Below are 12,611 nucleotides of genomic sequence, written 5' to 3'. Positions count from 1 at the left end.
TTTTTCATTGTAAAGCACGTTATTTGCGACATGATGACGTACTTTAGCAAAGAAGATTGTGAATCTACTGGCGTTTGATCCATTTTATCAGCGATTTCTCTACTTCTAGTAGTTTTTCTAAAATATCAGAAGGGAATTTTTTGAAAGTGTCGAATTAAGCTACTAGATTACAATAAAAGGAGATGGATTCATGGGAAAAAAGGTATTAATACTTGCAGGAGACGCAGTTGAGGCTTTAGAAATTTTTTATCCTTATTATCGTTGTCTAGAGGCTGGCTATGATGTGACGATTGCAGCACCATCAGCAAAGAAATTACAAACTGTATTGCACGATTTTGTCGATGGAGTCGATACGTACATCGAGCGTACAGCATATGGCTTAGAAGCACACTCTTCCTTCGCAGATGTAGATCCAGCACAATTTGACGGACTTATTATTCCTGGTGGGCGAGCGCCAGAATATATTCGTTTAAATGAACATGTTCCATCACTAGTAAGCCATTTCTTTGAAACAAATAAACCAATTGCTGCTGTATGTCACGCAGCTCAAATTTTCGCGACCATTCCTGAGGTACTTAAAGGACGTGAGCTAACAGCCTATATTGCCTGCAAGCCGGAAGTTCAAGTAGCAGGAGCAACGTATATCGATGCTAATCTTCATACAGACGGCAATTTAGTTAGTGGTCATGCATGGCCGGACTTACCTGGATTAATGCGCGAATTTATTCAGAAGCTAGAAAGCTAACGAAAGGAGGATGCCTGAAATAAGGCATCCTCTTCTTTACAAGGTGGGATTTGTATGAAAAAGAGCATACTCCATGGTTTTAACCAAAACGGTATCACCCGAAAGTATGTTGAAACAACAATAAGTCGTTTAATTATGTCCCAAATAAACAAAAACCGCCTATAAAAAATAAGAGCCTTACTACACTTTATTGTAGTAAGGCTCTTTAAAGTTGGTTAATTGTTATTCAACAAAGCACCAATTTGTTGAAGGTATGCATTCACAAACTAATTCAGTTAAAGTAACCAAAATTTTGAATGCTTAATAATTATGATTGTTGTTTAAACTTATTTTTAGAAGGAACAAATAGAGTTAAAACAAATGCAATTATAGCTAAGATTGTCATGAAATAATAGGCATCACTTGAACCTAAGATTGAAGCAAGTGTTCGAATACCTTCAGCCGGAGCATTTGGTGTTTCTGCTAGCAATGTTTTCGCATGGTTTGTCGTTTGTGATGTGAAAATTGTAATAACGACTGCAGATCCAATTGCACCTGCAATTTGGCGTAATGTATTATTCACTGCTGTACCATGTGTTACAAGTGTCTTAGGTAAGGCATTCAAACCAGCTGTGTTCAATGGCATTGTAATAAAACTCAACCCTATACGTAGAAAAATGGTCCGTATCATTAAAAAGCTATAGGTTGTTGTTTCTGTTAAATCTGTTACAGCCCACATTGAAGGAATGACAAAAACCAAACCGATAATAAATAACGGCTTTGCACCAAAGCGGTCATACATTTTTCCTGTCACTGGAGACATAAAGGCATTTACAAGTGCACCCGGTAATAATAATAAACCAGCGTCTAAAGCAGTAAACCCTCTTCCATTTTGCAAATACATTGGTAATAAAATCATATCCGCATACATCATCATTGTAACAAGAATGTTGATGATGGACGTTAGAGTAAATAATTTATTTTTAAAAACGGATAAGTTAAGAAGTGGATCAGAAGATTTAACTTGTCGAAGACAGAATATTGCCGTAGTCATTATCCCCACGAGTATAGAAACTATTACTACTTTATCATCCCAACCATGGCTTCCTGCATTACTAAAACCATACAAAATAAGACCAAAGCCAATAGTTGATAAAATAACACTGATTACATCTAACTTCGTTTTTGCTGTTTCTGAAACATTAATTAAATATTTCATAGCCATTAATATAACGATCACGACAAATGGAATTATTCCAATGAATAACCAACGCCATGAATAATAATCTATTACAAAACCTGCTAATGTTGGTGCAATGGCTGGAGCGAAAATCATAGCTAATCCAATTAACCCCATCATGCTGCCTCTTTTTTCTGGAGGAAAAATAAACATCACTATGCTCATTAGCAATGGCATAATAATACCTGCTCCAATGGCTTGAATCATACGACCTATTAATAAGGTCGTGAAGTTTGGTGCTACTGCACATAAGATAGAGCCCATTAATAAAAACAACATTGAACTTATAAATAATTGGCGCGTAGAAAAACGTTTCATTAAGTATGCTGTAATAGGGACTAGCACCCCGTTTACCAACATAAAGCCAGTAGATAACCACTGAACGGTTGTAGCAGAAACGGAAAATACGTCCATTAAATTACTTAATGCAACGTTTAACAGTGTTTGATTTAGTGTAGATAAAAAACACCCTAAAATTAATACTGTTAATAGTACTTTTTTATTTATTGTTTCCGACATTATTTTATTCCTCTTTCTACTTGTTTTATTAACACTATGTCAATAAAATAGATAATAACACGTTTATTTTTTGATTCCTATTTACAATTTTTCAAGAAGTGTCAATTAAACAACAAAATTTAAAATACTATTAACTAAATTTACATTTAATAGATAAAGGAGAATTAAATTGACCACACACAAAAAGCAAGACCCACGAGCTATTCGCTCTAAACGGGTATTTAAAGAAGCTGTCGTAGATATATTAATCGAAAACCCAGATATTTCGAAACTTACAGTACAAAAAATAGCCCAGCGTGCAGAGCTAAATCGAGCAACTTTTTATTTACATTTTATAGATATTAATGATTTATTAAAGCAAGTAGTTTACGATATTTTCGACGACTTGTTGTCGAAAATGTCTCCCACTTTACAAATTGATAATTTAAATAATCAAGAGCAATTAATTACGTTTTTAGATTACTTTTATAAGCATAGAAAAATTTTAGCTGTGCTATTTGAGCACCCTGGCTTCATTAAAAAAATGCATATGACATTAAAGGACTTGATTGTCATACAACGTAAAAGTGAAGGCGCTGATAGTACTCTATCAATGGATATTCTCGCCTCTTCAATACTTGGGATACTCATGTGGTGGCTCAGAAATGGGGTTCATTTCAGCTCCGAATATATAGCAAATCAAATTCTTGAATTATATCGATAATTATTTTGGCAATATCCTTACTCACCTTTCTAAATTTCTTTTCATGTAAAAAGACCAGCGCGGCTAAATTAGCTTTGCTGGTCATGGTACACTACGTTAGCTACTGCTCATAATTATAGTCACTATAAAACGTAAATTATTCGATTCTATTCTATATTTGCTGTTTACGAAGTGGTTGTTTCTTGTAATTCAATATGTAACACTTTGTTCGTATGCGTTACATATTTGATTCTTACATGTACACCGAATTCCTTGTCACTTTGTTTTAGCCAAAGCTTAAATTTTTCAATAGTTGAATCTTCATTAACTTCACTTCCCTCATGCAAATAATCTAGAATTTTAGCTTGAGGATATTTTGCCTGTGCCTCTTTAATTGCTACCTTTCCCCATTTCGCATGAGCTGGTATTTCTTGTTGAGCATAAGCATTTGTTGTTGGTAAGTGTAACAGCACAGCAAGGAATACAAGAAAAATTCCTAGTATTACACAAAATCTTCGCAAATGAATCCACCTCTTGCCTTCTTTTTGCATAAAGTCGTCAAAACAGCAAAAAATAAGTGCTCCAAAAGTATTCACAACTACTTAAGGAGCAATTTTTTTAATTATTTACTGGATTGTTTTGGTTGTTGAGGATTATTATGAATAACTTGATTAAATTCTGCTGAGTATTCCTCACGATCATTTCTTTTATGTGTATCTTCTTTCTTTTTCTTTTTGAAGCTTGTTTTACCCTTCTTTGCCATTATTTAAGCCTCCCATATTTCGATTATTTGTTTTTGTTGGACTGTTGATTCTTCTTATGGTTCGTTTTATTATCTTTATTTTTGGCTTTCGCATCAAATTCTGCAGCGAATTCTTCATTTAGATTGTCATTCGGGTTATTGTTATTACTATTTGATTTATCGAGGTCTATCTTTTTGTAGGTATCAAAAGGATTATGCGTTCTAACATTCATTGTTTTATTGTTATTTTTATTGTTCCCATTGGTGTTTCTATTGCCCACGGATATTCACCTCCTAATTGTAATGTGCTCAGGATAGAAGGATTTATGCTTTGGGGATTACTTCAGACGTTACTAAAATTTACAGCATAAAAAAATGTACATCACCAATAATAATTAGTAATGTACATTGTTATTCTTTAGACAATCGTATATTCAGTTATATTTAATAAAGCACCGACTGCACCTGAAAAACCGTGGTCATTTATAAAGACAGGTGTATGCTTTTTCGTACGTGTGTAATTGGCAATAACATGTGCAAGATGATCGTTATTACTTAAAGTTGAACCGATATAAACGATATGCTGGGTATTTTTCTCCTCAGCATATTGAATACTAAGTGTAGTAATAACCTCACCGACAAGCCCTTGTACAGTTGCAATAATATCTTCAGTTGGATGTTTGACAAACTCTGTAATACCAACTTTCCCAAAATTACTAGCTGTCAAATGCCCATCAATAGGTGTGTCCATCCCTTGATAAATATCCTTTACAAGTAAATCAATATCCTCTCGATTACCCTTAGAAGCCAGTTCTCGTATTTCATTATAATCCGTGATTCCAGTTGTAAGCGCTGACAATCCAATCAATGTTCCACCGCCAACGCCTGTCCCACCAACACGAATATGCGTATTATCTTCCATATAATGAATCGAAGTACCAGTACCAATATTCGTAATCATACTACGTTCAAAGGAGTACCCTTCTTTATGCAACAAAAATCGAACGCCCTTCAATGTAGCTTCAAACTCTACTATATAATGAATCGATTTCATTGCTTTAATGACATCAAGTAATTGTTCTGTACGCCCCCCCGTAACACCAATATCCTCAATATCTGGATGATTAAAAATCCAGTTTTTCACAGCAAGCAAATCATTTGACGGGAAAGTTATTAAAACAAGCTCATTTTGCTCATCTAAATAAGCAACTTTTGTCAATGTGCCTCCTGCATCAATACCTATAGCCTTTGGCATACCATTCTCCTTTGACTTTACGTACAATCTCTATTTTCAGATGGTGAGATATATACTAGATTTTGCTTTTATTCAAGAGGCGTTTAAAGGCCAGTTGAATAACGTTCATGCCTTCACAGATGTCACGGATTTTGCAAGGAGTTAATGTGCCAAAATCCGATGTATTGTTCAGTACCGAAAGCAAATCGGCAGCTACAATTACTCGAAAAGTGTAGTTGCATATTTGCCCTTCCTAAACTTTAACGCTGTTGAAATAATTGTGCAATAACTTAGCAAACTTTCATGAAAAAAACACTTAAAATATCAAAATCTTTTTATTATTCACGCGATTATTGTCGCATTTTTATAACTTTAACATTATTCTACTAAAAAAACAAAAGAAGTGAAAATGCACTTAATGCATTTTCACTTCTTTATCAATTTCTATTAATTAGCGAGCTGAATAACCACCATCAATCACTAGTTCGCTACCAGTAATATAAGAAGCCTCATCTGATGCTAAGAACAAAATAGCGTTTGCAACTTCTTCTGGTTGTCCAAGTCTGCCCATAGGTGTAGCTCGTACAAGCATATCCATTGCTTCTTTTGCTTCGGACAATTTTGCTGTCATTGGTGTTTCAATCACACCAGGGAAGACGGTGTTTACACGTACATTGAAAGCACCTAATTCAGCAGCTGCTGCTCGAGCGATTGCACGCAAAGATCCTTTAGATGCTGTATAGGCATTTAAGCCCGCGCCAATGATTGCTGTATATGAAGATGTATTAACAATTGAACCTTTTCCAGCTTCTTTCATATATTTTGAAGCATGTTTAATGCCTAAGAATGGACCGAAAGCATTGATATTATGCATAATTGTCCAATCGGCTTGTGAAGTTTGATCCGGACCCTTTTCAGTCGAAATGCCAGCATTATTAATTAAAATATCAATACAGCCATACTTTTCAACGATCGCTTTCGTTACTTCTGCCCAGTTGTCATCCGAAGAAACATCTAATTTCATTCCCTCAACGTTTTCTAGCTCAGAAATTTTTGTTAGGTTTTCTTCGTTAATATCAGCGGCAATTACTGTAGCACCTTCTTTCGCAAACAATTTTGCCATCGCTGCGCCCATCCCTGATGCACCACCTGTAATAATTGCAATCTTGTTATCTAAGCGTCCCATCAATAATACTCCCTCTCTTTATCCTATAAATTCCACCTTTAAAAGTATACCTTTAAATAGTTTACTATTAAACTATAACATTTTATTAAAGCGCTTTCAAAGAATATGATTATAAAATGAACAATCTGTTTTATCTTTCAGCACTTTTACGATACGATATACTATAGATGTGTTACCATTTGAACGGAGGAATACAAGTGAAAGATCAAAAAAAACTTTATAAAGAAGCGATGCAAGTTTTAAAAGAAACGAGCCGCACTTTTTATATACCGATTACTTTTTTAAAAAATGATTTAAAATTGTCAGTAGCTGCTGCATATTTAGCTATGCGTGCTATAGATGAAATTGAGGACCATGAAGAACTTTCCAATGATGTAAAATTCGATTTACTAACTGCAATAAGCGAATTATTAAAGGATACATTTAATGTCGAGGCTTATGAAGTATTATTAGCACCGTATGCAAATCAGCTACCTGAAGTATCTCTTCGTTTAGCGGATTGGTTAACATTTTGTCCTGAAGGCTCACGTAAAATTGTCCAAGCTTCAACGAGTGAAATGGCATTTGGCATGGCAAAATGGGCAAAGGCAAACTGGCAAGTGCATACGCGAGAGGATTTAGATGATTATACATACTACGTTGCTGGGCTTGTTGGGACAATGCTGTCTGAGCTTTGGGCGTGGGGTGCAGACATTCAAACAGATCGCGATTTAGCAATTGGCTATGGACGCGGGTTACAAGCTGTGAATATTTTACGTAATCAGCATGAGGATATGGATGAGCGCGGAGTAAGTTTCGTTCCTGATGACTGGACACGCGAGGATTTATTTGCATACGCAGAGGAAAACCTTGCGAAAGCTGATCTTTATATGAAAGATATTAATAAACGAACGGTATTATTATTCTGTCGATTACCACTTGCATTAGCCCATAAAACATTGAAGGCGATGCAAGATGGTCGTGAAAAAATGACACGAGCAGAGGTTGAGCAAACTGTCGAAGAGGTACAAGGTGACTAGAACCGTTGCCTTACCTTAAATGAACCACCTATCAAGTAGACAGTGACCATTATAAAATATTTAAACGGCTTGAGCCTGTAATTAAATAGGCTTAAGCCGTTTACTCGTTTTTTATTACAAATCCAATGTTTGTTTATCAAGAAAATTTATACAACAAATTTAATAAAAATGGTTTCACTAAAATAATTTCTCACAAGTTTGTCATGCATCATAGTTTTCGAACGGGAACTTGGATTTCAAAGGTGATCTCATTCGGTTTATCCGTAATCGTAATATCTAGATGCATGATTTGCAATGCATCACCAGTGATCTGATAGCTGTTTTTGTTAAGATAATGAAGTATTTTTCTTAAACTTTCACTACGACTCGACAATAATTCTCCATTGTAACGGATACATGCAAATAATCCCCCTGGAATCGTTAATTGATATGTATTTGGAATATCTTCCTTGTTTTTTGCCACAATAAAAATAGTGGAAGGTTCCTCAAAACGTCCCAATTTTAGATTCGTTTCTTCGATAATAATGCCAAGTCTGTTGGTAGCAAGAATCGGTGTCTTCTCCGTAAGCATATTTTCTAAATTCAATACACCATAACAAAGTTCGAAGTTATTATTGATTTTCTCATGCAAGGTAAGTAATCGCCTACTTTTCATTTCACGGAATATGACTTTCTGAAGTTCACTTTCTCTTTCCACTTGTTCCAAATAGGCAATCTTCCCCCTGATGTTTTCTTCCATCTCGTTCAATTCTTTCAGATTTGAAACAAGTTCTGCGTGTTTGATTTTCATGATATCTAACGATTTACTGAAATTGCGTTCATTAAGATATTCCTTGATCTCATCTGTAGTCATCCTAAGTTGCCTTAGTTCTTTAATGGTACCCAGAATTTCATACTGAAAAATGGAGTAGTATCGATATCCTGAATGAGGGTCGATATATTGTGGCTTGAACAAGTCGATCCGGTCATAGTGGCGTAATGTCTCCGAAGTCAATCCTCGCAGCTTTGCCATTTCTCCGATAGTCAGTTTTTCTTTCAATCAGCTTACCTCCTAAAAAATTTATAGACTGCTAAAATTTTTGTGGTAGGAATATAGAAAAACTCACCAAATTATAATAAAGTTTGATTAGTTTACCACACACTCTATAATCTTATTAAAATAAGTGATACGTTCTTGCCTACTTTAATTTCTCCAAAAATCAATTAGCATACCTTTACAAGTTGATTGAATCCTCAGTTTGACCTTTCAGTGCACCCATAATTCAAACTATGCAATCTTTTCTGACTATTTGTCAAGTGAAATTCTGAACACTTTATTTCAGTTCAACAACCGTCTTATTCTTCGTACTTTTTTCATTTATACTCGCCTTCTTATTCTCTTTCTCTTTTAAGACATAGCTGAGCAAATCCAGCATGATGCGAGCCGCTACTTGCCCTGTTATGCCAGTAGGATCATAAGGAGGTGCCACTTCGACTAAATCAAATCCAATCACTTCTCCCCTTTTTGCAATCCCTTCCAACAATTCGTTTACTTCATCGTAAAGAAGGCCGCCCGGAGAAGGTGTACCCGTGCCAGGAGCGATTGATGGATCCAATCCATCGATATCAATTGTCACATAATATCTTTCTCCTGCTGGTATTTGTTCCAGCACTTCTTCAATCCCCATTTTTCTCATTTGGCGTGGAGATAGAATCACGCTACCGTAGTCTCTTGCAGCATCAACATCCTCTTTTTTACTGCTGCTAATTCCACGAATTCCTAATTGGAATATTTTCTGTACATGATCCATCTCTGATAAACGGCGGATGCAGCTTCCATGGCCATATCGCATTCCTGAGCGGTGATCCGCCCAATCCAGATGAGCATCAATTTGAATGACATGAAATGGACCTATTTCTTTTAGTCCTTTTCCTACCGCAGCCGTGATAGAGTGGTCTCCTCCTAGAACTACTGGCATAGCCCCTTTTGAGACAATTTTACGGATTGTTTCTTCTGTATTTTCGTGACATTGCATTAGATCTCCATGAACCATATCGACATCGCCACAATCCACTACTTTCCAATCTGGCCCGAGATACATGATATCATTTTCAATGTCATAAGCACCTTCTAATCCGAAGCTGTATAGCGTCGATCCTTCCCTGATTCCCCGCGGTCCCATTCTTGCACCCGATTTCCATTGGGTACCCATATCATTCGGCACCCCAATGACCGCTACATCGGCATCTAGCTGGTCCAAATCGGAGCAAATCGGATATTTCCCAAACGTACATATCCCTGTAAATGGCAAATTCAAAAATTGTTTCTCATCGTAATTAACCATGATTATTCCCCCTACTATCAATCATTTATGCCTTGTTTCTCTACAAAGAATATTTGTATCTGCCGTTGCACTTTCGGTACATAAAACATTTGCTGAAAGAAGTTACATCTCACGTTATGGCTTGGAGCCCCCAGCGATCATGAGGTTATTGACATGAATGTTTCATTTCCATCTCATAAGTTTTTTGGAACAATTTCAAGTAGTCATCTTTCGATAATTTACGAGAATTTGTAATTGTGCACAAATGATTAAATGCTCCCTCAGCAAGAAATTCGAAATCATCAGGGTTAACATTATCTACATCCCGAAATTGCGGAATGCCAATTTTACTTGCAAGTTCATGCAACAATACAACACCTTCTTGGGCAATTTCCTCCAAGGTCTTCCCTTCCGCGGTTGCTCCAAGTTTCAACGCAACTGTCGCATGTTTTTCCAGGTTGGACGGAATGTTATATTCAAATACATGAGGAAGGAAAATGGAATTTGCCACTCCATGTGGTGTGTCATACAGCCCTCCAAGCGGTTCTGCCATCGCATGCACCGCACCCAGGTCAGCGTGCGTAAACGCCATACCTGCAATCAAGCTTCCTACAAGCATGTTTTGTCTTGCTTCTAAATTGTTACCGTTTTCTACAGCGAGTGGAAGATACTTAGCAATTATTTCGATAGCATAAAGACTGAGTGCATCAGAAATCGGTTCAGCAATATTGCTCGTAAAAGCTTCGATTGCGTGCGTCAATGCATCCATTCCAGTAGCAGCGGTAATTGATTTAGGTAAAGACAGTGTCAATTCAGGGTCCACAATCGCCAATTTCGGAGCTAATTTTATATCAAGTATAGCTTCTTTCTGTTTAGTGATCGTATCTGTGATAACAGACCCTGTCGTCACCTCACTACCAGTACCCGATGTGGTTGGGATACAAATAAGAGATGTTATATCGCGCTCCAACAGATTGAAACCATAGCGATCTTTAAGCTCCCCTTCATGTGTAAAAAGTACCCCGATCGCTTTAGCAGTATCCATTGAACTTCCACCACCAAGACCTAGCAATAAATCGATATTTTCATTTTTAAATTGTTCATAGGCTTTTACGCAATCAACGTCTTTCGGATTCGGTGTAATTTCATCATAAACAAGAAAAGGAATCCCTTCCCGTTCCAATGAATCTGTTACCCTTTTCAAAATTCCTGTTTGTGCAAGCCCTTTATCAGTAATGATTAGCGCTTTTTGACTACCCAACTCTTTCGCTCTTTTCCCGACATTGTTAACTGTCCCGTTACCAAATTCAATAGAAGTCGGTAAATTAAAATCCCATACCATTCATCATTTCCCCTTTCAATTTTTCATATGACAAACGAATTACTTTTACGAAATTCACTTTGTTTTGTTGGTCACCCTTCAAACCAATTGGTCGGACTGACTTCTAAATTGATATTTATTTGCTTCACTTCCGAAAATTCATCCAAGCCGAAAGTACCTAATCCACGACCAAGTCCGCTCTGCTTATATCCTCCCCATGGGGCTTCGTTGTAAGCAAGATTGTATGCATTAATGGATGTAATACCTGCTCTAATTTTTTTAATAACCCGTAAAGCTTTAGCACCATCTTGAGAGAACACCCCAGCTGCAAGACCGTATGGCGTATCATTCGCGAGCTTTATAGCCTCTGCTTCATTTTTGAACTTTTGGACAACTAGCACAGGGCCGAAGATCTCTTCTTGGACAATTTTCATGTCAGGCGTTGTATCTACAAATATTGTCGGCTCGACAAAATAACCACGATCAAGTCCACCGCTTGTAATCCGTTTTCCGCCAAAAACCAAATTCGCACCTTCATCGATGCCGATTTGAATATAATTTAGCACTGTGTTCATATGATCTTCACCAACAAGAGCACCCATTTGAGTCGACGGATCATCACCGCGACCGACACGTATTTTTTTCGCTTTACTAATCAGGCTTTCAACGAATTTGTCATGGATGCTTTCCTCAATGAGCAAGCGCGATCCTGAATTACATACTTGACCCGCGTTCATAAATATCCCATAAAGCGCATAGTCGACCGCTGTATCAAAATCTGCGTCAGCGAAGACGATATTTGGCGATTTACCACCTAATTCGAGTGCGATTTTCTTAATATTTCCTGATGCTGCTTTCATGATTGATCTACCTACCGTTGTACTGCCAGTAAATGAAACCATATCGACTTTATCGCTTTCAGCCAATTCATTACCGACAGTCGAACCTCCTCCGGTTACCAAATTCGCAACGCCTGCTGGAATCCCTACTTCTTCAAGAATTTCGAAGAGCTTGATCGTAGTAATTGGCGTCAATTCAGATGGTTTGAACACGATCGTATTTCCCGCTGCAAGCGCAGGCGCAATTTTCCACGCTCCTGTCAATAATGGGAAATTCCAAGGAGCAATCAGACCACAAACACCTACAGGTTCACGAACAATAAGCCCCTGTACCGGATCGGCAACGGAATACGTTTGACCGTTTGGTTTAGTGATGAGGCCGCCATAATATCGGAAGCAATTCACAGCATCCCCAATATCGAATTCCGCTTCCCTAAGAGGCTTTCCTGTATTCAACATTTCAAGTGTACTCAGCTCAGATGCATTCTCCTCAAGTTTATCTGCAATTTTGAATAAATAGGATGCTCTTTCAGAAGCCGGCATGTCTGACCAAATACCTGAATCAAATGCATGACGTGCTGCTTCAATGGCATCCTTCGTTTCTTCAACACTTGCTCTCGATGCCTCAGCTATCACTTCGTTGTTTGCTGGGTTGATAATATTACGTTTTTCATCGTTCACTGAATCTGACCATTTACCATTAATAAACAATTTTAAATTTAGCATTATACTAACCTCCTAATTAATTAGCCATATTTTATCTAAATGCACATTTAACCTCTCCTACAAAACAAGAGATTAC

13 protein-coding genes are annotated in these 12,611 nt (G+C 37.1%); 3 read left to right on the top strand and 10 right to left on the bottom strand.

Going from position 1 to position 12,611, the window contains the following annotated elements; translation table 11 throughout:
• Positions 1-190: 190 nt before the first annotated feature.
• On the top strand, positions 191-745 hold the full coding sequence (locus FJQ98_RS09465; RefSeq protein ID WP_053593687.1) for a DJ-1/PfpI family protein: 555 nt from the start codon (positions 191-193) through the stop codon (positions 743-745).
• 307 nt (positions 746-1,052) lie between these two features.
• Here the strand turns inward: FJQ98_RS09465 and FJQ98_RS09460 are convergent, their stop codons facing one another.
• Positions 1,053-2,483, bottom strand: coding sequence for a DHA2 family efflux MFS transporter permease subunit (locus FJQ98_RS09460; RefSeq protein WP_053593688.1), 1,431 nt, complete (start codon positions 2,481-2,483; stop codon positions 1,053-1,055).
• Between the two features lie 169 nt (positions 2,484-2,652).
• Here FJQ98_RS09460 and FJQ98_RS09455 point away from each other — a divergent pair, with 169 nt between their 5' ends.
• Positions 2,653-3,186: a TetR/AcrR family transcriptional regulator gene (locus tag FJQ98_RS09455; RefSeq protein ID WP_053593689.1), complete on the top strand. Its 534-nt coding sequence runs from the start codon at positions 2,653-2,655 to the stop codon at positions 3,184-3,186.
• A 164-nt stretch (positions 3,187-3,350) separates the two neighbouring features.
• On the opposite strand, the gene FJQ98_RS09450 is transcribed toward FJQ98_RS09455, so the two are convergent.
• From FJQ98_RS09450 to FJQ98_RS09430, 5 genes are all read right to left on the bottom strand, one after another.
• Entirely contained in the window at positions 3,351-3,686 is a 336-nt protein-coding gene (locus FJQ98_RS09450; RefSeq protein ID WP_053593690.1) for a DUF3889 domain-containing protein, read from the bottom strand.
• A gap of 101 nt (positions 3,687-3,787) precedes the next feature.
• The gene (locus FJQ98_RS09445; RefSeq protein ID WP_198926852.1) at positions 3,788-3,928 is read right to left on the bottom strand and encodes a hypothetical protein; all 141 of its coding nucleotides are present in this window, start codon (positions 3,926-3,928) and stop codon (positions 3,788-3,790) included.
• 23 nt (positions 3,929-3,951) lie between these two features.
• Positions 3,952-4,188, bottom strand: a complete 237-nt coding sequence (locus FJQ98_RS09440; protein WP_425492685.1) for a hypothetical protein — start codon at positions 4,186-4,188, stop codon at positions 3,952-3,954.
• A gap of 137 nt (positions 4,189-4,325) precedes the next feature.
• On the bottom strand, positions 4,326-5,162 hold the full coding sequence (gene coaW / locus FJQ98_RS09435) for a type II pantothenate kinase (protein ID WP_053593691.1): 837 nt from the start codon (positions 5,160-5,162) through the stop codon (positions 4,326-4,328).
• A 430-nt stretch (positions 5,163-5,592) separates the two neighbouring features.
• Positions 5,593-6,327, bottom strand: coding sequence for an SDR family NAD(P)-dependent oxidoreductase (locus FJQ98_RS09430; protein WP_053593692.1), 735 nt, complete (start codon positions 6,325-6,327; stop codon positions 5,593-5,595).
• 197 nt (positions 6,328-6,524) lie between these two features.
• On the opposite strand from FJQ98_RS09430, the gene FJQ98_RS09425 reads away from it, so the two are divergent.
• Complete coding sequence (locus FJQ98_RS09425; protein WP_241774516.1) at positions 6,525-7,346, top strand: squalene/phytoene synthase family protein; 822 nt, start codon at positions 6,525-6,527, stop codon at positions 7,344-7,346.
• Between the two features lie 208 nt (positions 7,347-7,554).
• Here FJQ98_RS09425 and FJQ98_RS09420 read toward each other — a convergent pair whose 3' ends face one another.
• From FJQ98_RS09420 to FJQ98_RS09405, 4 genes are all read right to left on the bottom strand, one after another.
• The gene (locus tag FJQ98_RS09420) at positions 7,555-8,385 is read right to left on the bottom strand and encodes a MerR family transcriptional regulator (RefSeq protein WP_053593694.1); all 831 of its coding nucleotides are present in this window, start codon (positions 8,383-8,385) and stop codon (positions 7,555-7,557) included.
• A 274-nt stretch (positions 8,386-8,659) separates the two neighbouring features.
• Positions 8,660-9,670: an agmatinase gene (speB, locus tag FJQ98_RS09415; protein ID WP_053593695.1), complete on the bottom strand. Its 1,011-nt coding sequence runs from the start codon at positions 9,668-9,670 to the stop codon at positions 8,660-8,662.
• 145 nt (positions 9,671-9,815) lie between these two features.
• Entirely contained in the window at positions 9,816-10,991 is a 1,176-nt protein-coding gene (locus FJQ98_RS09410) for an iron-containing alcohol dehydrogenase (RefSeq protein WP_053593696.1), read from the bottom strand.
• Positions 10,992-11,062: 71 nt separating this feature from the next.
• A complete protein-coding gene (locus FJQ98_RS09405) occupies positions 11,063-12,535 on the bottom strand; it encodes an aldehyde dehydrogenase family protein (RefSeq protein WP_053593697.1) in 1,473 nt (490 codons plus the stop codon).
• Positions 12,536-12,611 lie beyond the last annotated feature (76 nt).

This window comes from Lysinibacillus agricola, from assembly GCF_016638705.1.
Lineage (GTDB): Bacteria > Bacillota > Bacilli > Bacillales_A > Planococcaceae > Lysinibacillus > Lysinibacillus agricola.
Note: the sequence above shows the minus strand (reverse complement) of the source record. Positions and strands in the feature narration are given on the sequence as shown.

Coding starts and splice junctions, on each gene's coding strand:
- FJQ98_RS09465 (WP_053593687.1), top strand. CDS start 191: ATGGGAAAAAAGGTATTAATACTTGCAGGAGACGCAGTTGAGGCTTTA.
- FJQ98_RS09460 (WP_053593688.1), bottom strand. CDS start 2,483: ATGTCGGAAACAATAAATAAAAAAGTACTATTAACAGTATTAATTTTA.
- FJQ98_RS09445 (WP_198926852.1), bottom strand. CDS start 3,928: ATGGCAAAGAAGGGTAAAACAAGCTTCAAAAAGAAAAAGAAAGAAGAT.
- coaW (WP_053593691.1), bottom strand. CDS start 5,162: ATGCCAAAGGCTATAGGTATTGATGCAGGAGGCACATTGACAAAAGTT.
- FJQ98_RS09430 (WP_053593692.1), bottom strand. CDS start 6,327: ATGGGACGCTTAGATAACAAGATTGCAATTATTACAGGTGGTGCATCA.
- speB (WP_053593695.1), bottom strand. CDS start 9,670: ATGGTTAATTACGATGAGAAACAATTTTTGAATTTGCCATTTACAGGG.
- FJQ98_RS09410 (WP_053593696.1), bottom strand. CDS start 10,991: ATGGTATGGGATTTTAATTTACCGACTTCTATTGAATTTGGTAACGGG.
- FJQ98_RS09405 (WP_053593697.1), bottom strand. CDS start 12,535: ATGCTAAATTTAAAATTGTTTATTAATGGTAAATGGTCAGATTCAGTG.